Genomic DNA, 23853 nt, shown 5'->3' on the forward strand with positions numbered 1-23853 from the left:
GCGTACGCCAGGGGCCCGACACGGCCGACGTCAGGCCGCGTACGCCCCGATCAGCACCCCTGTCAGCGCCCCGCCGAGGAGGAAGGGGCCGAAGGGGATCGCCGAGGTGCGGTCGGCCCGGCGCAGGGCGACCAGGCCCCAGCCGTACAGCGCTCCGGAGAGGAACCCGGCGAAGGTGCCGAGCATGAGCGTCGGCCAGCCGTACCAGCCGAGGACCGCGCCGGCGCCGAGCGCCAGTTTCACGTCGCCGAAGCCCATGCCGTCGGGGTTGAGCAGATGCAGGCCGTAGTAGAAGGCGCCGAGCGCGAGGGACGCGGCCGCGGCGGTCGGCCAGTGCCCGGCGTGCTCGGGGACGGCGGCGACCAGGCCCAGCAGGGCGAGCGCGCCGCCCGCGAGGGAGAGGGTCAGCGGGTCGGGGAGCCGGCGCACCCTCAGGTCGACGAGGGTGAGCAGCACGCCGCAGGGTGCCAGCAGCAGCCAGGCGCCCAGCTCGGGCCGGGTGCCGGTGGCGGCGGCGAGCGCGGCGCAGACGGCGGCGGTGACGAGGACGGGCACGGTGGCACCGGGGCCGTACGGGGCACGGGGCCCGCACGCGTGGCAGCCGGCCGGGCCGAGCCATCCCGCGACCGGGTGGCCGCCGGGGCAGTGCGCGCGCCACGGCTCCTCGTCGGGTGCGGCGAACCGGTACGCGGCCCGGGGCAGCAGGGCCCCCGCGAGCGCTCCCCACAGCGCGGCGACCGTGACGACGAGCGGGGTGCTCACCAGGGTGCTCACCTCCATCAGCCGCTCCCCCCGCCGGTCTTCGACAGGCGGGCCTCGGGCTCGCCTTCCGCCGAGCTCTCCGAGCGGTACACCAGGTCGTCGCCCTCCGGGGTGATGCGGACGGTGTGCGGCTCGGGGTTGCAGCCGGCGTGGTTGCCCTTCGCGCCCACGGAGGTGACGACGAGCTGTTTCGCCGTCACCTCTTTCAGGGTGAGGACGTCGTTGCAGACCCCGCCGAGCAGATCGGTCTGGCGCAGCCGGCCCAGTTCCCCGCCGAGCTCGGCCTTGTGAACGGTGAGCCGGAAGGTGCCGGCGGGCAGGGTGCCGCCCACGGCCGTGGCCTTCCCCTCCCAGGTGCCGAGGTAGCGGGCGGGGACGGCGCTCTCCGTCTTGCTCCCCGGCGCCCGGGACGAGGGGGCGTCGGAGCCCGCGCTCGAGTCCCGGTCGTCGGCGCCCCGGCCGGGCAGCCCGTCGAGGACGACGACGGAGCCGAGCATGACCGCCGCGAGCGCTCCGGCCACGGCCAGCGTCACCGTGCAGCTCACCCTGCGCCCGCGCGCCGTGACGGTCACCCCCGGTGTGCTGGGCGGGGACGCCTCGGTGGAGGTGTCGGGCACCGTGTCCCGGGGCGCGGGCACCGGGGCGGGCATCACCGGAGCCGGCCCGAACTCGCCCACGGTGACCGGGCGGCTGAACGCCACGGGTCCGGACGGGGCGTCCTCCCCGGCCTCCAGGTTCAGCAGCCGTACGGCGCCCCGGCTGACCTGCTCGACCAGCGGCCCGGGCAGCCAGCCGCCCGCGACCAGCCGGGCCGCGCCCTCGGGCGCCAGCCGCCCGGCGATCTCGCGCGGGGTGGGCCGCTCACCCGGCTCCTTGGCCAGGCACCGCGCGACCAGCTCGCGCAACGGCTCGTCCAGCGCGTCGAGTTCGGGCTCCTCGTGGACGACCTTGTAGAGCAGGGCCGCCGAGGTGTCGCCGGAGAACGGGGGCTCGCCGGCCGCCGCGTAGGCGAGCACGGCGCCCAGCGAGAAGACGTCGGCCGCCCCGGTGACGCCCTTGCCCAGGATCTGCTCGGGCGCCATGTAGCCCGGCGAGCCGATGGAGACACCGCTGGAGGTGAGCGAGGCGGTGCCGTCCAGGGCCCGCGCGATGCCGAAGTCGATGAGCAGCGGGCCGTCCAGGGTGAGCAGGACGTTCGACGGCTTCACGTCCCGGTGGACCAGGCCCAGGTCGTGCACCGCGGCCAGCGCCTCGGCGAGCCCGGCGCCCAGGGCCCGTACGGACGGCGGGGGCAGGGCGCCCGCGTCGGCGACGGCGCCCGACAGCGACGGCCCGGCCGCGTACGCGGTGGCCACCCAGGGCAGGGCGGCCTCCGGGTCGGCGTCCAGCACGGGCGCCGTCCACGCGCCGCCCACCCGCCGGGCGGCGTCGACCTCGCGCCGGAAGCGGGCCCGGAACTCCTCGTCGAGCGCGAGGTGCGGATGCACGATCTTGACGGCGACCGTGCGGCCCCCGGAGCTGCGGCCCAGATAGACCCGGCCCATCCCTCCGGAGCCGAGCCGGCCGAGGAGCCGGTACGGCCCGACGACCGTGGGCTCGTCCATGCCGAGTGGCTGCATCGGCGTCCACCTCTCCCCCGTACGGCCCAGCGCCCCCGCGGACTTCGCAGCAGATTAGTGCGGATCGGGTCCGCGGTCCGCGTCGCGGGCCGGAACCGCCGCCGCCGATCTGTCAGTCCGATGGGCGCGCGCCCGATGGGTGAAGGCCGGAGCCCGAGAACGCCCTCCGCGGCCCTCCGGACGTGCGGAGGGCCGCGGACAAGCGCTCACCGTGACGCATCGCCGGTGCCGGCCCCGGCGGCCGGGCGCTCACGGATGGAGCAGTTCGACCTTCACGTCCGCGGGAAATCCGGTGGTCGGCCCGACGCGGCGCGCGAACTCCGTGACGGCTTCCAGCTGCGGACCGCCGAAACGGAAGTCGAGGGTCGTGAAATACCGCTCCAGGACCTTCTCGTCGAAGGCCTCCCAGCGGGCCGCCTGTTCCGCGACCTTGCCGACCTCCTCCAGGGAGAGGTTGCGGGAGGCGAGGAATGCCTCGTGGACCTTGCGGGTGATGTCCGGCTCGCGTTCCAGATAGTCGCGGCGCGCCGCCCACACGGCGAAGACGAAGGGCAGCCCGGTCCACTCCTTCCAGAGCGCGCCGAGGTCGTGCACCTGGAGGCCGTAGCGCGGGCCGTCGAGCAGGTTGGCGCGCAGCGCCGCGTCACCGATGAGGACCGCCGCCTCGGCCTCCTGCATCATCACGCTGAGGTCGGGCGGGCAGGTGTAGTAGTCGGGCCGGACGCCGTAGCGCTCCGCGAGCAGCAGCTGGGCGAGGCGGACCGAGGTGCGCGACGTGGAGCCGAGGGCGACGCGGGCGCCGTCCAGCCGGTCGAGGGGGACCTGCGAGACGATCACGCAGGACATCACCGGTCCGTCGCACCCGACGGCGATGTCGGGGAAGGCGACCAGGTCGTCGGCGTTGCGCAGGAACTCGACGAGGGTGATCGGACCGATGTCGAGATCGCCGCGCACCAGCTGCTCGCTGAGCTTCTCGGGAGTGTCCTTCGTGAGCTCGAAGTCGAGGAGCGTGCCGGTTCTCGCGAGCCCCCAGTAGAGGGGCAGGCAGTTGAGGAACTGGATGTGGCCCACGCGGGGCCGGGTGCGAGAATTGTCCACATCGCGAGACTAGACCCCATGGGGTAGCGTTCGGCCTTCAGGGTCGGGACATTCAGGTCACCCCCTTACTGTCAACTCGGACACGGATCTTCAAACGTCCGAGTGACGTGATCTTGACCTCTATTGCTTTCGGCTGCCTGCGTGCTAGGCTCGCCGCAAGTTGCAGTTTGGTTTCCCTTGCAGTACAGAGCCTGCGGAGCATGTAACCGCGGGCTCTCGTCGTTTTCAGACGTATGCAGTTGTGCGGCACTTTGTTTTCACACTTGCAGGGTTCTGGAGCAGGGCAACCCTTTGGGCCCAAGGAGGGCTTATGGCTACCGGAACCGTGAAGTGGTTCAACGCCGAAAAGGGCTTTGGCTTCATCGCCCAGGAAGGCGGCGGCCCCGACGTCTTCGTTCACTACTCCGCGATCAACGCGAGCGGCTTCCGCTCGCTGGAGGAGAACCAGCAGGTCTCCTTCGACGTGACCCAGGGCCCGAAGGGCCCGCAGGCGGAGAACGTCACCCCCGTCTGATTCGGTCCTCGGAGCCTGGTGCTTTGATCCGGAACTGAGTGCAGTACCCAAGGAGCCCCGCGCCGCAAGGCAGCGGGGCTCCTGCCTTTTCTCCATCAGGCCGGGGGGCCTCCTACACGTGCTGCATGACGAGGACGAAGAACGTCCCCGGCTCCAGCGCCTCGTACAGATGCGGCACGTCCCCGCGGTACGTCATGTAGTCCCCCGGCCCCAGCTCGGCCTCCTCGCCGTGCGGCCCCGCCTTCACCCGGCCCGCCCCGACGATCAGATGCTCCACCGTGCCCGGGATGTGCGGCTCGGACTCACGGGCCGCGCCCGGCTCCGCGCGCAGGTGGTAGATGTCCCGCCGGGCGCCCGGCGGGCTCGCCGACAGCAGGGTGGCCACATAGTCGGCCCGCTCGGACGCCACCGTGGGCCCCTCGCCCGCGCGGATCACCTGGACCGCGGGCGCCGGCGGCTCCACCAGCGTGCTGAACGGCACACCGAGCGCCACGCCGAGCGCCCACAGCGTCTCCACGCTCGGGTTCCCGCCGCCGCCCTCCAGCTGGGACAGCGTGGACTTCGCGATGCCAGCCCGTTTGGCCAGCTCGGACAGGGACAGCCCGGCGCGGGCGCGCTCGCGACGCAGGGAGACGGCGATCCACGTCAGGGGCTCACCCATGGACTCACTTCCAGTCGTTCGCTCTGCCGTCGTTCGTTCCGCCGTCGTTCGTTCTGGCGGTCCGCTCGTTCGGCTTGACGAACGACGGCGCGTCTGTTCATTCTGGGAAACATGCGTTCGCTGTTCCGAACACCGATGATGGCACCTCTCGTGCGCGACAGCGCCCTCGTCTGGCTGGCGAGCGGTGTCGTCGGCGTGTCCTTCGGCGCGATCGCGGTGGCCGGAGGGCTGCCGCTCTGGGTCCCGGTGGCCATGTCGCTCGTCGTGTACGCGGGCTCGGCGCAGTTCAGCGCCGTCGGGCTGCTGCTGGCCGGGGGCGGGCCGCTCGCCGCGGCCGCGACCGGGCTGCTGCTCAACACCCGCACCGCCGCCTTCAGCCTGGCCGTGGCGGACGTCCTCGGCCCGGGGCGGTTCGCCCGGCTGGCCGGGGCGCATCTGGTGACCGACGAGACGGTGGCGTTCACGCTCGCGCAGCCCGACCCGGCCCGGCGCCGGGCTGCGTTCTGGGTGAACGGCCTCGGTCTGTTCGCCGCCTGGAACACCGGTGTGCTGGCCGGCGCCCTCGCCGGCACCGCGCTCGGCGACACGGCGACCTACGGGCTGGACGCCGCCTTCCCGGCGGTGCTCGCAGCGCTGGTGCTGCCGGCCCTGCGCACCGACCGCTCGGCCCGCCGGGCGGCGCTGCTCGGCGCGGCGCTCGCGCTGGCCGTCACCCCGGCCGTCCCGGCGGGCGTGCCCGTACTGCTGGCGCTCGCCGGGCTGGTCGTCCACGGCCGGAAGGGCGGTACGGCATGACCTCCACGACGGGGACGGTCGCCGTGATCCTGGTGCTCGCGGTCGGGACGTACGCCTTCCGGCTGGTGGGCCCGGCGCTGCACGGACGGGTCGTGCTGCCCGCCCGGGTGCGGGAGCTGCTGGCGGCCGGTGCGGTGGTGCTGCTCGTGGCGCTGCTGGCGACGGGTGCGCTGACGGAGGGCGGCGGGTTCGCCGGCTGGGCCCGCCCGGCCGGGGTGCTGGTGGGCGGGGTCCTGGCGTGGCGGGGCGCCCCGTTCCCGGTGGTGGTGCTGGCGGCGGCCGGATCCGCCGCCCTGCTGCGGGCGTTGGGGGTGGCGTGAGCCGGTCGCGTGGGAGGATCACCGGATGACGAACGGTGGCGACGGCGACGGCCGCGAGCGGGACTCGAAACTGGCGACCGGTGTGTCGCTCGGCATCTCTCTGGGCCTGGCGCTCGGCGTCGTGTTCGGGACGGCGGTCTTCGACAATCTGGCGCTCGGACTCGGCCTGGGCATGGCGGTGGGTGTGGCGGTCGGGGCGGCGCTGGGCAGCGCGCGCGGCGGTGACCGGAGCCGCACGCCCGAGTAGGGCGCGACGAACGGCACCTGGGCGTTAGGGTCGCGGGCCATGACCGACTCCGACTTCCTGACCGCCACCCGCACCTTCTACGACGCCATCGCCGAGGACTACGCGAAGCTCTTCGAGGACGAGATGGCGCACCGGCCCCTGGAGCGGGCCGTGCTGGGGGTGTTCGCCGAACTCGTGGGCGGCGGCGGGCCGGTGGCCGACCTCGGCTGCGGACCCGGCCGGACGACGGCCCGGCTGGCCGCGCTGGGTCTGGACGTCTTCGGTGTCGACCTGTCGGAGTCGATGCTCGCGATCGCCCGCCGGGAGAACCCGGGGCTGCGGTTCGAGCGGGGGTCGATGCTGGAGCTGGACCTGCCGGACGGGGCGCTGTCCGGCGCGGTGTCGTTCTACTCGTCCATCCATCTCCCGGACGACCGGCTGCCGGAGCTGTTCGCCGAGTTCCACCGGGTGCTGGCGCCCGGAGCGCCCCTGCTGGTCGCCTTCCAGGCCGGGGACGAACACCGGCACCACGACCGGCCGTTCGGGCACCCGGTGGCGCTGACCTTCCTGCGCCGGCGCCCGGAGGACATGGCCGCCCTGCTGACCCGGGCCGGTTTCGCCCCGCACTCCCGCACGGTCCGGGAGGCGGACCCCACGCTGGACGAGACGGCCGCACAGGCCTTCCTCATCGCCCGGCGCGGCGCCTGACCCCCGGGGGCCCGCCCTCCGGCGTCCGTCAGCCGAGGCCGATCGCCGCGCAGTCGGCCGCGTACTCCGGGGTGCAGATCTGGCGGACGGTGTAGACGCCGTCCGCCACGACCGTGTCCTCGATGTTCTTGCGGGTGACGGCGACCACCGTCTGGAGCGCGGCCGGGATGTCCTCCTGGGTCGGGCTGTCGACCAGGTCCTGGGTGAGGGCGTCGAAGGCGACGCCCCGGCCCTGGACCTTGTAGACGGCCATCCGGGCGGCGGTGGTCGCCTCCAGCTCGAACGGCTTGTAGACCGTCATGTACTGCTCCCCGGAGACGATCCGCTGGATGGCGTCCAGGTTCGCGTCCTGCCCGGTGACCGGCGGGACCTCGCCGACGCCGGCCTCCTTCAGCGCGTCGATGGCGGCGCCCGCCATGTCGTCGTTGGCCGAGTAGACCGCCGCGATACCGTCGGCGCCGACGGCCGCGATGGCCTTGCGCATGTTCTCCTTGGCCGCCTCGGGCGACCACTTGCGGACGTCGTACTCCTTGACGATCTTTACATCGCCCTTGAGCTCGGTGACCGCGCCCCGCTTGAAGCGGGCGGTGTTCGGGTCGCCGGGGTCGCCGTGCATCATGACGACCTTGCTGTTCAGGGAGTTCGAGCCGAGGCGCTGGACGAGGGCGCGGGCCTGCACCTCGCCGACGAGCTCGTTGTCGTGGGAGACGTAGGCGTCGACGGGGCCCTCGGCGAGCCGGTCGTAGGCGATCACCGGGATGCCCGCCTCCTTGGCCCGGCGTACGTCGGGCGCGATGGCTCTGGAGTCCACGGCGTCCACCAGGATCACGTCGACCCGGTCCGCGATCAGCTTCTGGAACTGGCGGCTCTGACGCCGGGTGCTGGACTCGGCGTTGGCGTAGGCGACCTTGCCCCTGCCGTGGGTGAGGAGGGCGACCTCCTTCTTGATCAGCGGGTGGTCGAACCGTTCGAACCGCGCGGTGGTCTTGTCGGGCAGGAGCAGTCCGACGGTGAGGTCGTCGCCCTTGCCGGGCTCCTGGGAGCCGTCGCCGCCCGCGATGCCGCCGACGGCACCGCAGGCGGTGAGGGACAGTGCCGCGGCGGCCGCGGCGACGGCCGTGCGGGCACGGCGTATGACGGGGCGGTGGGGGGTGCGAGCGTTCACTGCTGCCTTCCGAGCGGGTGGTGTGGGGATCCGGACGGCCGTGGTCACGGCGGGGCGGGGCAGGTCGGGTCGCGCGGTGACCGGGCGGTCTCCGCACGCGGTACGGGGGTCCGGTGTGGGTGGGGTCAGCCGGCGTACAGGGCCTCCACGTCGGCCGCGAAGTCCCGCATGACCGCGTCCCTGCGGAGCTTCATCGACGGCGTGAGGTGGCCGTCCAGCTCGGTGAAGTCCACCGGCAGGACGGCGAAGCGGCGGATCGACTCGGGCCGGGACACCAGCTTGTTCGCCTCGTCCACGGCGCGTCCGAGGATGTCCCGCAGCTCCGGGTCGTCCACAAGGAGTTCGGCGGGGACGGGGTGCCGGCCGTTCATCCGGCGCCAGTGGGTGACGCCGTCCATGTCGAGGGTGATCAGCGCGGCGACGTACGGGCGGCGGTCGCCGACGACCAGGCACTGCGAGATCAGCGGGTGGGAGCGCAGCCAGTTCTCCAGCGGGGCCGGGGCGACGCTCTTGCCGCCCGCGGTGATGAGGAGTTCCTTCTTGCGGCCGGTGATCGTCAGATAGCCCTCGTCGTCGAGGGCGCCGATGTCACCGGTGGCCAGCCAGCCGTCGGCGGCCGCGGGGACCACACCGCCGGCCGCCGGGTCCCAGTAACCGCGCAGCACATGCTCGCCGGAGAGCAGGATCTCGCCGTCCGCCGCGATCCGGACCCGGGTGCCGGGCAGCGGCCAGCCGACCGTGCCGAGGCGGGGCTTGAGGGGCGGCGTCACGGTGGCCGCGCCGGTCGTCTCGGTGAGGCCGTAGCCCTCGTAGACCTCGATGCCGGCGCCCGCGTAGAAGGCGGCGAGCCGGCGGCCCAGCGGGGAGCCGCCGCAGATCGCGTACTTGACCCTGCCGCCCATCGCGTTGCGCAGGCGCCGGTAGACGAGCGGGTCGTACATCGCGCGGGCCGCCTTGAGCGCGGTCCCAGGGCCGGGGCCCGTGCCGGACTGGCGGGCCTCCATGGCCTCGCCGTAGCGCTCGGCGACCCCGGCGGCCCGGTCGAAGGTGGACGCCCGGCCGCCCGCCTCCGCCTTGGCGCGGGCGGAGTTGTAGACCTTCTCCAGCATGTACGGGATGGTCAGCAGACAGGTCGGCCGGAAGGCGGCGAGGTCCGGCAGCAGGTCCTCGGCCTTCAGGCTCGGCGCGTGGCCCAGCCGGACCCGGGCGCGCACACAGGCCACCTCGACCATCCGCCCGAACACGTGGGACATCGGCAGGAAGAGCAGCACCGACGCCTCTTCGCTGGTCCGCGCCTTGAAGATCGGGTAGAGCAGTTCGACGGCGTTGTCGACCTCGGCGAAGAAGTTGCCGTGGGTCAGCGCACAGCCCTTGGGCCGGCCGGTGGTGCCCGAGGTGTAGATCAGGGTGGCCAGGGTGTCGGGCACGAGCATGCCCCGCCGGACGGCCACCTCCCCGTCGGACAGCTCCTCCCCGGCCTCCGCCAGCCGGTCGACGTGCCCCTTGTCCATCACCCACAGGCTGCGCAGATCGGGGACGCGGTCCAGTTCGGGGCCGAGGGCGTTCGCCTGGGCGACGGTCTCGGTGATGAGGGCGACGGCGCCGGAGTCCTGGAGGATCCAGCGGGTCTGGAAGACAGAGGAGGTGGGGTAGATGGGGACGACCACCAGTCCGGCGGCCCAGGCGGCGAAGTCGAGGAGGGTCCACTCGTAGCGGGTGCGGGCCATGACGGCGATCCGGTCGCCGGGCATCAGCCCCTCGCCGATGAGCCCCTTGGCGACCGCCTGCACCTGGCCGGCGAATTCCGCCGCGGTCACGTCCGTCCAGTTACCGTCGGCGTCCCGGCGGCTGAGGACCACCGCGTCCGGCACCGCGTCGGCGTTGTCGAAGGGCAGGTCGGCCAGCGAGCCATGGGTCACGGGCGGGGCGAACGGCGGTACGTGCGCCTCCCGTACGGCGCCGTTCAGCCGCCGGGTCTCCGGTCGCACCAGGGTCGGGCCCGGGGCGTCGTCGTAGGCGGCCGAGGGGGCGAAGGAGGGAAGCGGGGTGGACACGGGCGGCTCCTGCGGGCGTGCAGCGGGACATCGCTTGCTGCATGAGGTACGTGCCTCGCGCACCGTGGTGTTCACCTGCCGAGGCCTGCGGAAACGGCTTACCGCTGGTTAGGCACGCGATCGTACGGCGCGGGCGTGGGGACCTTGTGCGGGTTCGGCGGCGGTCCGGGGACGGGTATGTGCAACCTCGCGGGTTATGTGAGAAGTCCTCAGCTTCGCTCCACGATCGCGGTCACCCCCTGACCGCCCGCGGCGCACACCGAGATCAGACCCCGGCCGGGACCGCCGCGTTCGGCCAGCAGCGCGGCCAGTGTCGCCACGATCCGCGCGCCGGTGGCGGCGAAGGGGTGGCCGGTGGCCAGGGAGGACCCGGCGACGTTCAGCCGGGCCCGGTCGACGGGGTCCAGGCCCCGCTTCTCCCAGGCGGCGAGGGTGGCCAGCACCTGGGAGGCGAAGGCCTCGTGCACCTCGAGGAGGTCGAAGTCGCCGAGGCCGAGACCGGTCCGCTCCAGCATGCGCGGGACGGCGTACGCGGGTGCCATCAGCAGCCCGTTCTCGCCGTCCGCCACATCGCCGTGCGGGAAGTCCACGGCGGCGGTCTCGTAGGCGGTGAGGTGGGCCAGCGGCTCCAGGCCCCGGGCGGCCGCCCACTCCTCGCTCGCCAGCAGCACGACGGCGGCCCCGTCGGTCAGCGGTGTCGAGTTGCCCGCCGTCATGGTGGGGGCGGGCCCGTCCAGGCCGAACACCGGCTCCAGCGCGGCGAGTTTCTCCGGGGTGGAGCCGGGGCGGAGGTTCTGGTCGCGGTCGAGCCCCCGGAAGGGGACGACGAGGTCCTGGAAGAAGCCGCGGTCGTAGGCGGCGGCCAGCCGCTGGTGGCTCGTCGCCGCCAGCTCGTCCTGGGCCTCGCGGGTGATGCCCCAGGCGCGGGCGGTCACGGCGGCGTGCTCCCCCATGGACAGGCCGGTGCGGGGCTCGGCGTTGCGCGGGATGTCGGGGACGAGGTGGCCGGGGCGCACCTTGGCGAGCGCCTTGAGGCGGGCGCCGATGGACTTGGCGCGGCGCGCCTCCAGCAGCACCTTGCGCAGGTCGTCGTTGACGCCGAGGGGCGCGTCGCTCGCCGTGTCGGCGCCGCCCGCGACGGCCGCCTCGGTCTGCCCGAGCGCGATCTTGTTGGCGGCGGCGACGACGGCCTGGAGGCCGGTGCCGCAGGCCTGCTGGATGTCGTAGGCGGGGGTGCGCGGGTCGAGCCGTGAGCCGAGGACGGTCTCGCGGGCGAGGTTGAAGTCGCGGCTGTGCTTGAGGACGGCCCCGGCGACGAACTCGCCGACGGCTCCGGGCCCTTCGAGGCCGTACCGTTCGACCAGGCCGTCGAGGGCGGCGGTGAGCATGTCCTGGTTGGAGGCGGTGGCGTAGGGGCCGTCGGAGCGGGCGAACGGGACACGGGTGCCGCCGATGATCGCGACGCGCCGGACCGCCGGGGCCAACAGGGCGCTCATATGCCTCACTCCTCACGTCCACGATGACTTACCTCCGGTAACCTTACTCTCGAGTCAGTTCCGGAGCGCACTGGGAGTCCCGCATGGCCGACCGCTATCTGAGCTTCACGGGGACCGCCCCCGGCCGGTTCCTCACCCGCCGCCTGGGCCTTCCCCGGCCCGCCCCGCTGCACCGCTGGTCGCCCGAGCGGCCCGAACTCGACGGCGAACGGCTGCTGCTGACGGCCGGGAAGTCCGACCTCGACCTCGCGGCGGCGGACCTCGGCCTCACCACCGCCCCCGTCGAGCACCCGGCCGCCGTCGTGCTCGACGCCACCGGCGTCCGGGACGTCGGGACGCTGGCCGAGGTGCACACGGCCCTGCACCCCGTCGTACGGTCCGTAGTGGAGAGCGGCCGGATCGTCGTCCTCGGCGCGCCCCTCGACCCCGCCGACCACCACCAGGCCGCCGCCCAGCAGGCCCTGGAGGGCTTCACCCGCTCCCTCGGCAAGGAGATCGGCCGGGGCAGGACGGTCAACCTGGTCCGGCTCACCGACGCCCGCGCCGCCGCGTCCACCCTCGGCTTCCTCCTCTCCCCCAAGTCGGCCTACGTCAGCGGCCAGGTCGTCGAGGTCGGCGCGCGGGAGGTCACCCCGCCCGACGACCCCGCCCACCCGCTCGCCGGGCGCACCGCCCTGGTCACCGGCGCCGCCCGGGGCATCGGCGAGGCGGTCGCCGAGACTCTGGCCAGGGACGGCGCCCGGGTCGTCGTCCTCGACGTGCCGCAGGCCGAGGACGACGCCCGGCGGGTGGCGGACCGGCTCGGCGGCACCTCCCTCGCCCTCGACATCACCGCGCCCGACGCCGGTGAGCGGATCGCGGCGGCGCTGCCGGACGGGCTGGACGTCCTCGTCCACAACGCCGGGATCACCCGCGACCGGCGCCTGGTCAACATGCCCGCGGAGCGCTGGAACGCGGTCCTGGACGTCAACCTGGCGAGCGTGCTGCGCACCACGGACGCCCTCCTCGCGGCCGGCGCCCTGCGCACCGGCGGGCGGATCGTGGCGACGGCGTCCATCGCCGGGCTGGCGGGGAACGCCGGGCAGACCAACTACGGCGCGAGCAAGGCCGGGATCGCGGGGCTCGTCCGCGCCCTCGCGCCGCGCGCGCTCGACGGACACGGGGTGACCGTGAACGCGGTCGCGCCGGGCTTCATCGAGACGATGATGACCGCGGCGGTCCCGCTGTTCATCCGGGAGGCCGGGCGGCGGATGAACTCCCTCGCGCAGGGCGGCCTTCCGGCCGATGTCGCCGAGACGACCGCCTGGCTCGCGCACCCGGCGTCGGGCGCCGTCAACGGCCAGGTCGTCCGGGTGTGCGGCCAGAGCCTGCTGGGGGCGTGATGACGACCGTCCTGACCGGTGCGCCCCGGCTGCCCGCACTGCTCGCCCGGGGCGCCGCGCTCTCCCCGTTCAAACGGCCGCGCCCGGACGCGGAGTTCCCCCGGACCCGGCTCGTGCTGCCCGGCGTCCGCGTCGATCCGGCGCGCCTCGCGGCGTACGAGCGGGTGTGCGGCTTCCCGGCGGGCGGCGGCACGCTGCCCGTCACCTATCCGCATCTGCTCGGCTTCCCGCTGGCCATGCGGCTGATGAGCGCGCGGGAGTTCCCGCTGCCCCTGCTCGGGCTCGTCCACACCTCCATCGAGCTCACCCGGCACACCGCGCTGCCCGCGTCGGGCACGTACGAGGTCGCGGTGCTCGTCGACCGGCTGGAGCCGCACCGCCGGGGCACCGAGGCGGTCGTGGTCACCGAGGTGCGGTCGGAGGACCGTCTCGTGTGGGAGTCGTCCAGCCGCTATCTGGCCCGCCACCGCACCGACGGCACGGCACCCTCGGCACCCTCCGAGGAGCCGAAGCCGCTGCCCACGGTCGCCGAGTGGGAGGTCCCCGGGGACGTCGGACGCCGCTACGGCGCCGCCTCCGGGGACCGCAACCCCATCCACCTGCACCCGCTCACCGCCCGCCTGTTCGGCTTCCCGCGCGCCATCGCGCACGGCATGTGGACGGTGGCCCGCTGTCTGGCCGCGCACGGCACCCCGGACGCGGTGCGGGTGCGGGCCGGCTTCCGGGCGCCGGTGCTGCTGCCCGCGACGGTGACGTACGCCGCCGGGGACGGGCGGTTCGAGCTGCGCGGCGACGGCCGCCTCCACCTGGCCGGGGAGGTCTACCCGGCCGCCTCCTGAGCGGGGTCCGGTGGGGTCCAGCGCCGGCCCTCCATGAGGTCGCCGAGCCCGGCCCACGCGAAGTTCATCAGCGTGGCCGCCGCCTGGCGCGCGCTCACGCCCGGGGTGGTGTTGGCCCAGTCGGCCAGCGACTCGGCGGCCCCCACCAGGGCCTCGGCGACCCCGGCGACCTCGCTCTCGGGGAGGTCGGGGTCGCGGTGCACCTCACGGGCCGCGACCACGATCAGCTGGGTGACGAACTCGACGATGTCCGCGCGCATCGCGGCGACCTCGGAGGCGAACGGCTCGCCGTGGGTGCGGGCCTGCAGATGCAGCACGGACCAGGCGTCCGGGTAGTGCGAGGTGTGGGTGAAGAACGCCCGCAGCCCGTCCCACAGCTGCCGGTCGGCGGGCAGCTCGGGCCGGATGCCGGACCGGATGGCCGCGACGAGCGCGGCGGACTCCCGCCGGATGCAGGCGGTGAAGAGGTCTTCCTTGGAGTTCAGATAGAGGTACACCAACGGCTTCGAGACGCCCGCGAGTTCGGCGACCTCGTCCATCGACGCGGCCATGTACCCGCGCCGGCCGAAGGTCCGCACGGCGGCGTCCAGCATCTGCTGCTCACGGACGGCCCGTGGCATCCGTTTGGTCTTCACGGCACCCATGGCGCTCAGCGTACGGGCCGGGAGGGAGATCCCGCCCGGCCCGTCGCCAACCGGCGGCCCTACTCGTCGCCGGTCCGCTCCTCGGCGAGCCGCGCCACCCGGTCCGCCCACGGCTGGGCGTCGGCGGCCGGCAGCGCCGTCAGCCGCGGCAGCAGCTGCGCGGTGAGCAACGTCGACAGCGCCGAACTGTCGGCACTCGAACCGTCGGTGCGCACCACCACCGGCTGCGGGGCCCGCCCGGCGAGCTTCGCGCCCACCTCGAGGCGGCGCCGCGCCAGTTCGTACTGGAGCACGGCCCGGTTGTCGCGGTACGCCTTGGCGAGGGCGCGCTGGGCGCGGGCCTCGTTCTCGGCGGCGATCAGACCGCTGCGACCCCGCGTCTCGATCTCGAACCGCACCCGCTGGGCGTTGGTCTCCTGCTCCTCCAGCAGCTGGGCGACCTCCTCACGGGCCCGGTTCAGCGCGGCCCTGACCTCGACGATCCGGGCGTCGCGCACCTTCTTGGCCCGCTCGATGTCCATGCCGAGCTGGTCGATCCGGCGCTTGCGGATCAGGCCCCACTCCTGCTCGTAGGCCGTGCGCTCCTTGGCGACCCGCTCCCGGGTGGCCAGGTGCTGCTGGTACTGCGTCGGCAGCTGCACGTCCGGGATGTTGCAGCCGGTGATGCGCACGCCGTAGCCGGAGAGCTGGCGGTTGAGCAGCTCCTGCATGTCGGCCACGTCCGAGCCGCGCAGGTCGTACGCCCGCTCGGTGCGCATCTTGCGGGCGCGCTGGCGGATGGCGTCCTGCACGGCGCTGGAGAGCACCAGGTCGAAGTTGCCCGCGCCGATCGTGCGGACGAACAGCACGGCGTCGGTGATGCGGAACTTCAGGAAGAACTCGATGGAGCGCAGCGGCACGTTCTCCTGCGTCGGGCAGGCCATCACCGGCGCCGAGTAGGGGATCTCGGTGGCGGTGTCGACGACGAAGTCGACCCGGGACCAGGGGTGCCACAGGTAGTGCCGGCCGGCGTCGAGGGTGCGCACGACGGCGCCGTAGCGGGTCAGGACGCCGTTGGTGCCCTGCTCGATCTCGACGATGGAGGAGCGCCACCACCACAGGACGCCGATCAGCACCAGCACGGCGCCGCCTGCGTAGGACAGGCCGGCCAGGGTGCCGTAGGCGAGGTCCCCGGCGGCCGACTCGGCGTCGGCACCGGCCAGGGACAGCGTCACGCCCATGAGCAGGGCGTAGACGCCGAGCCACAGCGGCAGCATCCACCACACCCGGCGGCGGTGCCGGGGGATGATGACCGGGATCAGGGTGTCGGCCTCGCCGCCGCGCAGCAGCCGGGCGATGTCGGTCCAGGGCGCGACTGCCTCGGAGATGACCGACCGGCGGTGGGTTCGTACGGTGCTCACTGGGCGGCCTCCTCGGAGAGCTCGGTGTCGTCGGTCGCTTCGGCCGGTCCTGGTACGTCGGGCACCTCGACCACGGTGGGCCGGTCGGCGGCCAGCAGCGCGCCGATCTCCTCCTCGCGGGCGGCGATCCGTGCCGACACCTCGCCGAGCCGGGAGCGGACGGCGGCCATGTCGGCGTCGCTGAACAGCTCGGTGCCGCGTTCACCGATCAGTTCGCGGGCCAGCTCCAGGAAGTCGATGCCGGCGCCGTCGGCGGTGCCGCCGATGCGCACCAGCCGGGGCAGATGGTCGGCGACCTCCTCCAGGGTGTCCAGGACCTGCTGCTGGTAGCGGTACTCCAGGATCTCCGGGGCCTCCGCCGCGGTCACCGCGCGGATGTCGAGGGCCTGCGCCTCCAGGAGGGCCGCGTTGGCCTTCGCCTCCGACTCGGCCTGGACGTAGCGCTGGCGGGCCAGGGCCTCGGCGCGGTTGGTCTCGCGTTCCACGGCCGTGTCCATCTGCGCCTGGTACTGGGCGATGTCGGCCTGGATCGCGGAGAGCGTCTCCTGGCTGGAGGCGAGCTCCCGGCTCAGGTCGCCCTCGTCCTGCTCCTTGCGCAGCTGGAGCGCGTACTCGTGGGTGTACGCCTCCTTGGCCATCCGGACCATCTCGGGTGCCGCGAGGTCCATGCGGTAGCGCTGGTCGGACGGCTCGGCGTGGGTGATGTTGGCGTTGGTCAGCTCGACGGCCGGACGGAACTGCTGGTTGAGCTGCTCCAGGAGCCGGCCGGTGTCCTCGCCGACCATGTCGTAGATGCCGGCGGCCTCCTGCTCGTAGATGAGGCTGCGGATCGTCTCGCTGACGGCGTTGCTCAGCTTCTCCTCGAAGCCGCGCACCGCGCCGAGGGTGTACACGAACTCGGTGGGGTCGCTGATCCGGAACTGGATGAACAGGTCGATGGACGCCTTCACCCCGCCCCGGGTCGGGGCCTCGCGCACCGGCGCGTTGAACGGGTACTCACGGGTGGTGTTGACGATGTACGACACCCGCTTCCAGGGGCTCAGCAGCACGACCCGGCCCGGTCCGACGACCTTCTCCAGCTTGCCGAACCGGGTGATCAGCGCCTGCGAGCCGTCCGGCACCATCACCATGCCCTGCCGCCACCACACGAAGGCGACCGCCGCGAGCGAGATGATCCAGTAGTGCACGCCGAACAGGGGGTTGGTGAGCACGTCGGCCCCGGCGGCCCCCACGATCGAGGCGCCCACGGCCCCCACGACGAGCAGGCTCAGCACCGGCAGCATGGAGAGGAACGAGCGGCCCTTCGGCAGCACCATCGGGCAGATGGAGTGCACCACCTCGCCGCCCTCGCGCTCCTGCTCGCTGCGGCCGAGCGCCTCTCCGGCCTCGTCCAGCGGCACCGTCTTCTGCCGCATGACGGTCGCGGTCGAGCCGCCCTGCTCCCGGGCGGCCGGGAAGTCGGCCGGGTCGATGTTCCAGCCCTGCGCCTCGTACTCGCCGCCGCCGTCCTGCCCGGCTCCCCGGCCGCCCGCCTGGCGGCGCAGTTCCTCCTGCGCGGCCCTGCGTGGATCGGTGCCCGAGGCGACCGCCTCGGCCACGCGTCGTGCGCTCGCCTTCGCGCGCCCTCGTGCCACAGTTCCCCCTTTGCGTTGCTGTGCCGGGCGCGTGTGCGGGCCCGGCGTGAATCTCCGTCGTGATCCCCGCGGTGATCTCCGGCGTGATCTCCGGCGTGAGTCAAGCCATCCCACACCATGGGTCCGGACCAGCGTAAGGGGGGTGTACCGGGGCGTTACCGGACGGTAGTGGCGGCATCGCCCGTCTGGTGCACCTGCACTACGGGCGAGGCCACTTGGTCCGCACGCACCAGACGACGACGGGCACGGCGGACGATGCCCGCCGAAGCGCCCGGCGGGAGCGTGGGAGGTGCGCGAGAACCGCGCGTCTCCCGACTGTGAACAGGACTCCCATGACCACGACCGTCCTTGACCCGCCCGCCCCGGTGCGCCTCGGCAGACTGCCGATCGGCGCGCTCGGCGTCCTCGCGCTCGCCCTCGGCACCCTGCAGTCCGTGGTGGAGCCCGCGCTGCCGCTGCTCCAGCGGGAGTTGGGCGTCACCCCGTCCCAAGGGGCCCTGGTCGCCAACACGTTACTGGTGACCGGCGCCGTCCTCACGCCCGTCGCGGGCAAGCTCGGCGACCGCTACGGCGGCAAGCGGGTGCTTCTCCGGCTGATGGCGCTGGTGTCGGCGGGCGGGCTGCTCGCCGCGCTGGCGCCCGGCCTGCCGGTGCTGCTGCTCGGCCAGCTGCTGCAGGGCGCCATGGTGGGCGCGCTGCCCCTCTCCTTCATCCTGGTCCGCACCCACCTCCCGGCGCACCGGTCGCAGGCGGCCGTCGGCGTCGTCGTCGCGCTCTTCACGGGCGGCGGCACGGTCGGCACGCTGGTCGCCGGACCGATCGCCGAACACCTGTCCTGGCACTGGATGTTCGCGCTGCCGACGATCGTGGTCGCCGCGGCGGCGTACGTCGTCGCCCGGACCGTGCCGGACGATCCGCCGGCCGCGTCGGACGGCCGGATCGACTGGCCCGGTGTGCTGCTGCTGACCGGCACCCTGCTCGCGTTCATGGTCGGGCTCGTGACCGTGGCCGACGGAAGTCTGCCGCCGCTCGCTGCCGGGGCCGTCGCGGTGGGCGTGGCCGGGCTCGCGGCCGGCTGGGTGGCCGTCGAACGCCGGGTGGCCGCGCCGATGGTCGACCTGCGGCTGCTGGCCCGGCCCGCGATGGTCCAGGCCGTCCTGCTCACCCTGGTCGTGACGACCGCGTTCGGCATGGTGGCGTTCCTGGTGCCGCAGCTGTTCGCGGTGCCCGGCGACGGCTACGGGTTCGCGGCGGGCACCACCGCCATCGGTCTGTTCCTGCTGCCCGGCGCGCTGGCCGGTGCGGCGAGCGACGCGGTCGGCGGGGTCGCGGCACGGCGGTTCGGGCCTCGTGCCGTGGTCGTCGCGGGCACGGTCGTCACCGCCGCCACGATGATCGCCCTGGCCTTCCGGCACTCCGAGTCCTGGCAGCTCGTCCTGGCGAAGGTGCTGACCGCGGTCGCGGCGGGCGCCGCCACCACCGCGCTGCTGTCCGGGACCGTCACCGCCGTCCCGGCCCGGGACACCGGTATCGCGACGAGCCTGCTCGTGGTGACCCGGGTGATCGGGGTGGCCGTCGGCGCCCAGCTCGCCGCCGCGCTGCTCGGCGCCGGTGCCGACCCGGTGTCCGGGGCGCCGTCCGAGTCGGCCTTCGCGACCGGGTTCGCGGTCGCCGGACTGACCGCCGCCCTGTCCCTGATCGTCGTCCGTCTCACCCGGAAGGGAGCCCGCTCGTGACCGCGCGGCCCACCGTCCTGATCTCCGGAGCCGGTGTCGCCAGCCTCGCCCTGGCCCACTGGCTGCACCGCGCCGGGCACGCGGTCACGGTCGTCGAGAAGGCGGACGGCCCCCGCGACGGCGGCTACCCGGTCGACCTGCGCGGTACGGCGGTGGAGGTGGCCCGCCGGACAGGCCTCCTGCCCCGGCTGCGGGAGGCCCGGGTCGACATGCGGCGCGCCACGTTCCTGCGGGCCGACGGCGGCGAGGTCGCCTCGGTCCCCGCGCGGGCCGTGGCGGGCGGCACCGGCGCCGACCACGTCGAGGTGCGGCGCGGGGACCTGACCGCCGCCCTGTACGCGGGGGTCCGCGACGACGTGGAGTTCCTGTTCGGCGACCGCGCCGACGCCCTCGACGACTCCGCGCACGGGGTGGACGTCACGTTCCGCGGCGGACACCGGCGTACGTTCGGCCTGGTGGTCGGTGCCGACGGCGTCCACTCGGCGACCCGGGGAGCCGTGTTCGGCGCCGAGGAGCGGTTCCACCACTACCTGGGCCACTGCTTCGGCATCTACACCATGCCGAACACCCTCGGCCTCTCCCACGAGTTGGCGATGTGGAACGTCCCCGGCCGGGCGGCGGCGCTGTACGCGGCCGGGGGCGCCGAGGAGGACCTGCACGCCTTCCTCACCTTCCACCGGCCCACACCACCCGGCACCCCGGTCCACCGGGACGCGCTCGCCGAGGTCTTCGCGGACGCGGGCTGGGAGGTCCCCCGGATGCTGGACGCCCTGCGCGACGCGGACGACCTGTTCGCCGACACGGCCGGGCAGATCCGGATGCCCCGCTGGTCCCGGGGACGTGTCGCCCTGGTCGGGGACGCCGCGTACGCGCCTTCGTTCCTCACCGGTCAGGGCACCAGCCTGGCCCTCGCCGGCGCCTACACGCTGGCCCGTGCCCTGGCCGCACACCGGGACCCCGCCACGGCCTTCGCCGCCTACGAGCGGGTCACACGCCCGTACGTCACCGCCAACCAGGCGCTGGCCGAGGACGGCGGGGCGACCCTCTTCCCCACAACAGCGGAGGCCCTGGAGCGGCGCGACACGAGACTGCGGAGCCTCGCCACTCTGCCCCCACCCCCGGCCCGCCCCGCCTACTCGGCGCTCGCACTGCCCGACTAAGGGCTGTCCCGTAATTCCCGGTGGATCAGCTGTCGTCGCGCGCCCGCCGGGAATCACGGGACAGCCCTTAGGGCGTGACCCGGGCCAGGCCCGTCCGGTAGGCGACGACGACGAGCTGGGCCCGGTCGCGCGCTTCCAGCTTGGTCATGGCCCGCTGCACATGGGCGCGCACGGTGAAGGGGCTGAGGAACATCCGCTCGGCGATCTCCTGGTTGGACAGGCCGGTCGCGACCAGGGCGACCATCTCGCGCTCGCGCGGGGTGAGCAGGGCCAGCCGCTCCGACTCGCCCGCCGGCGGGTCGTCCGGGGTGGCCAGGAACCGGGCGACCAGGGAGCGTGTCGCCGCGGGGGACAGCAGGGTGTCCCCCGCGGCGATCGTCCGTACGGCGTCCGCGAGTTCCTCCGCGCCGATGCCCTTGCCGATGAACCCGCCGGCGCCCGCGCGCAGCGCCCGGGCCACGTGCTCGTCGGTCTCGTAGGTGGTGAGGATCAGGACGCGGGTGTCGCGCAGATCCGGGTCGGCGCAGATCTCCGCCGTGGCGGCGAGGCCGTCCACCTCGGGCATCCGGATGTCCATGACGACGACGTCCGGGCGCAGTTCACGGGCGAGCCGCACCGCCTCCCGCCCGTCACCGGCCTCGCCGGCCACGGTGATGTCACCGGCGCTCTCCAGCAGCATCCGGAAGGCACCGCGCAGCAGCGCCTGGTCGTCGGCGAGCAGCACCCGGTACGTCATGCGGCACCCCCGTCGTCACCGGAGCCGCGCGGAACCGGAAGCCGGGCGGTGACGAGGAAGCCACCCTCGGGACGCCGCCCCGCCGAGAGATCACCCCCGACCGCCGTGGCCCGCTCCCGCATCCCGATCAGGCCGTACCCGGGCGGCCGTTCCGGCGCCCCGCCCCCGCCCGGTCCGTCGTCGGCGACGGTGACCGTCACGCGGTCGCGGTGCCAGGTGAGGGCGATCCGGGCCCTGCCGGTGCGGGCGTGCTTCGTCACGTTGGTCAGCGCCTCCTGCACGATGCGGTACGCGGTGAGGTCCACGCCGGGCGGCAGCGGGCGTGCCTTGCCCTCCTGACGCACGGCCACCTCCAGACCGGCCCGGCGGAAGGTGTCGAGCAGCTCCGGGAGTCGGTCCAGGCCGGGGGCCGGTTCGGCGGGCTCGGCGGTGTCGCCGGTCTGGCGCAGCAGGCCGACCGTGGCGCGCAGTTCGTCGAGGGCCTGACCGGTGGTCGCGACGACGTCCCGCAGGCTGGTGCGCGACTGGTCCGGGCGGGTGTCGAAGAACTGGGCGGCGACCTGGGCCTGCGCGTTGGCCAGGGTGATCTGGTGGGCGACGAGGTCGTGCAACTCCCGTGCGATCCGCACCCGTTCCTCGGCCACCCGGCGGCGCGCCTCGGCCTCCCGGCTCTCCTCGGCGCGCGCCGCCCGCTCCTCCACGGCCGCGAGATACGCCCGCCGGTGACGCACCGCCTGCGCGACGACCCCGGCCACCAGCGGGGACGCCCCGACCACCCCCATCCTGCCGGCGTCCTTCCACGACAGCTCCCCGGTGAGGGGCGCGGTGGCGAGCAGCAGCGCGGCGCCGGCGAGGGAGACGGCGCCCGCCGCGCGCCGTTCCGTGGGGGCGGTGAGCACCCAGGCGTAGGCGGCGATCAGGGCGGGGGCCACGATGGGCGGGGTGAGCAGCAACCCCAGGGGCTGCACCAGCACGCCCACGGCGGTGGTGCCCGCCAGCGCGGCGAGGGGCGCCCGGCGCCGCACCGGCAGCACCGCGCAGGACGCCAGGGCGACGAGGTAGGCGGCGGCGGGCGGCGCGGTGAGCGTGTCGTCGACCCGGATCGTGCCGCCGAGCAGACACAGCACGCACGCCGCCGCCACGACCGCGGCCTCCCGCCACCGCGCGGTGCGCGGTAACGGGAGGCCGGTGTCCGTGGCGGTCATGACGCGCTCAGGGCCGCGAGGGCATTGCTCAGCCCTGCGCCCGGGCGGCGTCGTCGACGTCGTCCTCCTGGCTGCGGCTGGCCTCCAGGTTCGACTTCATCCGGTCGACCCGCTGCACGATCCCGGCGGAGGCGCGGTCGCGTTCCTTGCGCAGGACGACGAAGCTGATCGGCGCCGAGAGCAGCAGGGCGAGCAGGATCATCCAGATGCCGTTGGAGGCGCCGAAGCCGCGCGGGACGATGCCGGTGTAGACGAGGCCCCAGACGACCACGAAGCAGCCCACGAAGACCCCGAGGCGCATCAGCGTGTAGCGGAGCATCTCAATCCACTCTTCCGTCAACGGTACGAACATTCCCAAAGGGCATCGTCCAGTGAAGCACGTCCGGGTCCCGATCTTGCAGGGGGCCCTCAGCCGAGCGGCAGCAGCATGATGATGTCGTCGCGGTCGTCGCCGGGCGCGACGCGGATCGCGCCGGGGACGCGGCCGACCTCCTTGTAGCCGCAGGAGCCGTAGAACCGCTCCAGGCCGAGGCCGCCCCGGCAGGTGAGCCGGATCGCCTCGATGCCGTCGAGGCCGCGGGCGGCGTCCTCGGCGGCGGCGAGCAGGTCGCGGCCGTAACCCTTGCCCTGGTGGCGGGGGTGCACCATCACGGTGTAGAGCCACAGCCAGTGCGTCATCAGCCGGTGCGTGTTGTGGGTGAGGAAGGCGGCCGCGGCGATCCGGCCGTCCTCGTCGTGCCCGACGAGCAGCCGGGTACGGCCCTCCGCCATCGCGACCAGGTGCTTGACCAGCTCCGGCCGCACCGCCTCGGTCGTCACCGGCGGCACGAACCCGACGGAGCCGCCCGCGTTGGAGACGTCGGTCCACAGGTCGAGGATGCCGTCGCGCAGTTCGGCCGTGACGGCGGGATCCAGGGTGAAAGTAAGGGACACCCGAGCATCGTAACCCTTACGCCAGCAGGCGCGCCGCCACTTTCAGATCGGAAAGGAGCCCGGCGTAGGCCGACTCCCGATCGTCCGCGCGCAGCACGGACGACGGGTGGACGGTGGGCACCAGCCGTTCCCTGCGCCCGTGGATCTCCTCCTCCAGCACGGTCCCGCGCACCTGCGTGACCCGGAACGACGAGCCGAGCAGCGCCTTCCCGGCGCTCGCGCCCAGCAGCACGATCAGCTCCGGCTCCACGACGGCCAGTTCGGCGGCCAGCCACGGCCCGCACGCCGTCATCTCCCGCAGCGTCGGCGCCTTGTGGATACGGCGCTTGCCCGGCTCGGCGCGGGTGAACTTGAAGTGCTTGACCGCGTTGGTGACATACGCCTCGCCCGGGTCGATCCCGGCCTCGGCGAGCGCCCGGTCGAGGAGCTTCCCGGCGGGGCCGACGAAGGGCCTGCCCTGCCGGTCCTCCTGGTCGCCGGGCTGCTCACCGACGAGCATCACGCGCGCGTCGGCGTCACCGGCGCCGAAGACCGTCTGGGTGGCGTCGCGATGCAGCGGACAGCCCCGGCATCCGGCGGCCGCCCGCCGCAGGGCGGGCAGCCCGCCCCGCTCGGGGACGAAGGGCTCCGCCGTATAGCCGTCCTCGGGCGCCTTCACCGCCATACGGCGGCGAGTACCCCTTCAGGGGCGCGGGGAACTGCTACCCCTCAGGGGCGCGGGGAACTGCGCGCACAGCCCCCGCGGACCCGCGCCCGCCGGGCGACC

The 23853-nt window shown here is 74.0% G+C and carries 24 protein-coding genes; 9 read left to right on the forward strand and 15 right to left on the reverse strand.

Annotated features, from left to right (window positions below; genetic code table 11):
- Window positions 1-30 precede the first annotated feature (30 nt).
- The 3 genes from KBY32_RS10420 to KBY32_RS10430 form a co-directional block, all read right to left on the reverse strand.
- Entirely contained in the window at window positions 31-780 is a 750-nt protein-coding gene (locus KBY32_RS10420) for a prepilin peptidase (protein ID WP_247689228.1), read from the reverse strand.
- Window positions 780-2381 carry a serine/threonine-protein kinase gene (locus KBY32_RS10425; RefSeq protein ID WP_210979690.1) on the reverse strand — a complete coding sequence of 534 codons (1602 nt, stop codon included), beginning with the start codon at window positions 2379-2381 and terminating at the stop codon, window positions 780-782. The genes KBY32_RS10420 and KBY32_RS10425 overlap by 1 nt, the downstream gene beginning before the upstream one ends.
- A gap of 249 nt (window positions 2382-2630) precedes the next feature.
- Window positions 2631-3479 (reverse strand): menaquinone biosynthetic enzyme MqnA/MqnD family protein, encoded by an 849-nt coding sequence (locus tag KBY32_RS10430; RefSeq protein ID WP_055622626.1) that lies wholly within the window; start codon window positions 3477-3479, stop codon window positions 2631-2633.
- A 310-nt stretch (window positions 3480-3789) separates the two neighbouring features.
- Here KBY32_RS10430 and KBY32_RS10435 point away from each other — a divergent pair, with 310 nt between their 5' ends.
- Window positions 3790-3993: a cold-shock protein gene (locus KBY32_RS10435; protein WP_003992177.1), complete on the forward strand. Its 204-nt coding sequence runs from the start codon at window positions 3790-3792 to the stop codon at window positions 3991-3993.
- Window positions 3994-4105: 112 nt separating this feature from the next.
- On the opposite strand, the gene KBY32_RS10440 is transcribed toward KBY32_RS10435, so the two are convergent.
- A complete protein-coding gene (locus tag KBY32_RS10440) occupies window positions 4106-4654 on the reverse strand; it encodes a helix-turn-helix domain-containing protein (protein WP_210979691.1) in 549 nt (182 codons plus the stop codon).
- 135 nt (window positions 4655-4789) lie between these two features.
- On the opposite strand from KBY32_RS10440, the gene KBY32_RS10445 reads away from it, so the two are divergent.
- Genes KBY32_RS10445 through KBY32_RS10460 form a run of 4 tightly spaced genes read left to right on the forward strand, consistent with a single transcriptional unit; the run spans window position 4790 to window position 6703 of the window.
- Window positions 4790-5449 carry an AzlC family ABC transporter permease gene (locus KBY32_RS10445; RefSeq protein ID WP_247689229.1) on the forward strand — a complete coding sequence of 220 codons (660 nt, stop codon included), beginning with the start codon at window positions 4790-4792 and terminating at the stop codon, window positions 5447-5449.
- Window positions 5446-5769 (forward strand): AzlD domain-containing protein, encoded by a 324-nt coding sequence (locus KBY32_RS10450; protein WP_115507773.1) that lies wholly within the window; start codon window positions 5446-5448, stop codon window positions 5767-5769. Before KBY32_RS10445 ends, KBY32_RS10450 begins: the two co-directional genes overlap by 4 nt.
- A 25-nt stretch (window positions 5770-5794) precedes the next feature.
- Window positions 5795-6016, forward strand: a complete 222-nt coding sequence (locus KBY32_RS10455; RefSeq protein ID WP_210979693.1) for a hypothetical protein — start codon at window positions 5795-5797, stop codon at window positions 6014-6016.
- 39 nt (window positions 6017-6055) lie between these two features.
- Window positions 6056-6703, forward strand: a complete 648-nt coding sequence (locus KBY32_RS10460; protein ID WP_055622631.1) for a class I SAM-dependent methyltransferase — start codon at window positions 6056-6058, stop codon at window positions 6701-6703.
- Window positions 6704-6731: 28 nt separating this feature from the next.
- Here the strand turns inward: KBY32_RS10460 and KBY32_RS10465 are convergent, their stop codons facing one another.
- The 3 genes from KBY32_RS10465 to KBY32_RS10475 all read right to left on the reverse strand — a co-directional run bounded on the left by KBY32_RS10465 (window position 6732) and on the right by KBY32_RS10475 (window position 11418).
- The gene (locus tag KBY32_RS10465; RefSeq protein WP_210979694.1) at window positions 6732-7868 is read right to left on the reverse strand and encodes a sugar ABC transporter substrate-binding protein; all 1137 of its coding nucleotides are present in this window, start codon (window positions 7866-7868) and stop codon (window positions 6732-6734) included.
- A gap of 125 nt (window positions 7869-7993) precedes the next feature.
- Window positions 7994-9922 carry a long-chain fatty acid--CoA ligase gene (locus KBY32_RS10470; RefSeq protein WP_210979695.1) on the reverse strand — a complete coding sequence of 643 codons (1929 nt, stop codon included), beginning with the start codon at window positions 9920-9922 and terminating at the stop codon, window positions 7994-7996.
- A gap of 209 nt (window positions 9923-10131) precedes the next feature.
- The gene (locus KBY32_RS10475; protein WP_210979696.1) at window positions 10132-11418 is read right to left on the reverse strand and encodes an acetyl-CoA C-acetyltransferase; all 1287 of its coding nucleotides are present in this window, start codon (window positions 11416-11418) and stop codon (window positions 10132-10134) included.
- Window positions 11419-11501: 83 nt separating this feature from the next.
- Between KBY32_RS10475 and KBY32_RS10480 the strand changes: the two genes are divergently transcribed.
- The gene (locus KBY32_RS10480) at window positions 11502-12800 is read left to right on the forward strand and encodes a 3-oxoacyl-ACP reductase (RefSeq protein ID WP_210979697.1); all 1299 of its coding nucleotides are present in this window, start codon (window positions 11502-11504) and stop codon (window positions 12798-12800) included.
- Entirely contained in the window at window positions 12800-13639 is an 840-nt protein-coding gene (locus KBY32_RS10485; RefSeq protein WP_210979698.1) for a MaoC/PaaZ C-terminal domain-containing protein, read from the forward strand. Before KBY32_RS10480 ends, KBY32_RS10485 begins: the two co-directional genes overlap by 1 nt.
- Here the strand turns inward: KBY32_RS10485 and KBY32_RS10490 are convergent.
- From KBY32_RS10490 to KBY32_RS10500, 3 genes are read right to left on the reverse strand one after another with little or no spacing between them, the layout of a single operon-like run.
- Window positions 13621-14283: a TetR/AcrR family transcriptional regulator gene (locus tag KBY32_RS10490; protein WP_210979699.1), complete on the reverse strand. Its 663-nt coding sequence runs from the start codon at window positions 14281-14283 to the stop codon at window positions 13621-13623. The two genes, KBY32_RS10485 and KBY32_RS10490, sit on opposite strands and share 19 nt — an antisense overlap.
- A 59-nt stretch (window positions 14284-14342) precedes the next feature.
- Window positions 14343-15683, reverse strand: coding sequence for an SPFH domain-containing protein (locus KBY32_RS10495; protein ID WP_210979700.1), 1341 nt, complete (start codon window positions 15681-15683; stop codon window positions 14343-14345).
- On the reverse strand, window positions 15680-17317 hold the full coding sequence (locus KBY32_RS10500; RefSeq protein ID WP_055622638.1) for an SPFH domain-containing protein: 1638 nt from the start codon (window positions 17315-17317) through the stop codon (window positions 15680-15682). The genes KBY32_RS10495 and KBY32_RS10500 overlap by 4 nt, the downstream gene beginning before the upstream one ends.
- Window positions 17318-17649: 332 nt before the next feature.
- Here KBY32_RS10500 and KBY32_RS10505 point away from each other — a divergent pair, with 332 nt between their 5' ends.
- Window positions 17650-19053 (forward strand): MFS transporter, encoded by a 1404-nt coding sequence (locus KBY32_RS10505; protein WP_210979701.1) that lies wholly within the window; start codon window positions 17650-17652, stop codon window positions 19051-19053.
- Window positions 19050-20213 (forward strand): FAD-dependent monooxygenase, encoded by a 1164-nt coding sequence (locus KBY32_RS10510; RefSeq protein ID WP_210979702.1) that lies wholly within the window; start codon window positions 19050-19052, stop codon window positions 20211-20213. The genes KBY32_RS10505 and KBY32_RS10510 overlap by 4 nt, the downstream gene beginning before the upstream one ends.
- A 67-nt stretch (window positions 20214-20280) precedes the next feature.
- On the opposite strand, the gene KBY32_RS10515 is transcribed toward KBY32_RS10510, so the two are convergent.
- The 5 genes from KBY32_RS10515 to KBY32_RS10535 all read right to left on the reverse strand — a co-directional run bounded on the left by KBY32_RS10515 (window position 20281) and on the right by KBY32_RS10535 (window position 23751).
- The gene (locus tag KBY32_RS10515; protein ID WP_055622641.1) at window positions 20281-20949 is read right to left on the reverse strand and encodes a response regulator transcription factor; all 669 of its coding nucleotides are present in this window, start codon (window positions 20947-20949) and stop codon (window positions 20281-20283) included.
- A complete protein-coding gene (locus KBY32_RS10520; RefSeq protein WP_210979703.1) occupies window positions 20946-22154 on the reverse strand; it encodes a sensor histidine kinase in 1209 nt (402 codons plus the stop codon). Before KBY32_RS10520 ends, KBY32_RS10515 begins: the two co-directional genes overlap by 4 nt.
- A 28-nt stretch (window positions 22155-22182) precedes the next feature.
- Complete coding sequence (locus KBY32_RS10525) at window positions 22183-22473, reverse strand: DUF4229 domain-containing protein (RefSeq protein WP_055622643.1); 291 nt, start codon at window positions 22471-22473, stop codon at window positions 22183-22185.
- Window positions 22474-22562: 89 nt separating this feature from the next.
- Entirely contained in the window at window positions 22563-23087 is a 525-nt protein-coding gene (locus tag KBY32_RS10530) for a GNAT family N-acetyltransferase (RefSeq protein ID WP_115507785.1), read from the reverse strand.
- Between the two features lie 16 nt (window positions 23088-23103).
- Window positions 23104-23751, reverse strand: coding sequence for a UdgX family uracil-DNA binding protein (locus tag KBY32_RS10535; RefSeq protein WP_210979704.1), 648 nt, complete (start codon window positions 23749-23751; stop codon window positions 23104-23106).
- Window positions 23752-23853: the final 102 nt, after the last annotated feature.

This window comes from Streptomyces sp. RK62, from assembly GCF_018070255.1.
Lineage (GTDB): Bacteria > Actinomycetota > Actinomycetes > Streptomycetales > Streptomycetaceae > Streptomyces > Streptomyces nigra.

What these genes read in the sequence shown, in the direction of transcription:
- KBY32_RS10445 (WP_247689229.1), top strand. Translation starts at nt 4,790, where the DNA reads ATGATGGCACCTCTCGTGCGCGACAGCGCCCTCGTCTGGCTGGCGAGC.
- KBY32_RS10505 (WP_210979701.1), top strand. Translation starts at nt 17,650, where the DNA reads ATGACCACGACCGTCCTTGACCCGCCCGCCCCGGTGCGCCTCGGCAGA.
- KBY32_RS10525 (WP_055622643.1), bottom strand. Translation starts at nt 22,473, where the DNA reads ATGCTCCGCTACACGCTGATGCGCCTCGGGGTCTTCGTGGGCTGCTTC.
- KBY32_RS10420 (WP_247689228.1), bottom strand. Translation starts at nt 780, where the DNA reads ATGGAGGTGAGCACCCTGGTGAGCACCCCGCTCGTCGTCACGGTCGCC.
- KBY32_RS10425 (WP_210979690.1), bottom strand. Translation starts at nt 2,381, where the DNA reads ATGCAGCCACTCGGCATGGACGAGCCCACGGTCGTCGGGCCGTACCGG.
- KBY32_RS10520 (WP_210979703.1), bottom strand. Translation starts at nt 22,154, where the DNA reads ATGACCGCCACGGACACCGGCCTCCCGTTACCGCGCACCGCGCGGTGG.
- KBY32_RS10455 (WP_210979693.1), top strand. Translation starts at nt 5,795, where the DNA reads ATGACGAACGGTGGCGACGGCGACGGCCGCGAGCGGGACTCGAAACTG.
- KBY32_RS10490 (WP_210979699.1), bottom strand. Translation starts at nt 14,283, where the DNA reads ATGGGTGCCGTGAAGACCAAACGGATGCCACGGGCCGTCCGTGAGCAG.
- KBY32_RS10485 (WP_210979698.1), top strand. Translation starts at nt 12,800, where the DNA reads ATGACGACCGTCCTGACCGGTGCGCCCCGGCTGCCCGCACTGCTCGCC.
- KBY32_RS10475 (WP_210979696.1), bottom strand. Translation starts at nt 11,418, where the DNA reads ATGAGCGCCCTGTTGGCCCCGGCGGTCCGGCGCGTCGCGATCATCGGC.
- KBY32_RS10440 (WP_210979691.1), bottom strand. Translation starts at nt 4,654, where the DNA reads ATGGGTGAGCCCCTGACGTGGATCGCCGTCTCCCTGCGTCGCGAGCGC.
- KBY32_RS10535 (WP_210979704.1), bottom strand. Translation starts at nt 23,751, where the DNA reads ATGGCGGTGAAGGCGCCCGAGGACGGCTATACGGCGGAGCCCTTCGTC.
- KBY32_RS10460 (WP_055622631.1), top strand. Translation starts at nt 6,056, where the DNA reads ATGACCGACTCCGACTTCCTGACCGCCACCCGCACCTTCTACGACGCC.
- KBY32_RS10450 (WP_115507773.1), top strand. Translation starts at nt 5,446, where the DNA reads ATGACCTCCACGACGGGGACGGTCGCCGTGATCCTGGTGCTCGCGGTC.
- KBY32_RS10480 (WP_210979697.1), top strand. Translation starts at nt 11,502, where the DNA reads ATGGCCGACCGCTATCTGAGCTTCACGGGGACCGCCCCCGGCCGGTTC.
- KBY32_RS10515 (WP_055622641.1), bottom strand. Translation starts at nt 20,949, where the DNA reads ATGACGTACCGGGTGCTGCTCGCCGACGACCAGGCGCTGCTGCGCGGT.
- KBY32_RS10435 (WP_003992177.1), top strand. Translation starts at nt 3,790, where the DNA reads ATGGCTACCGGAACCGTGAAGTGGTTCAACGCCGAAAAGGGCTTTGGC.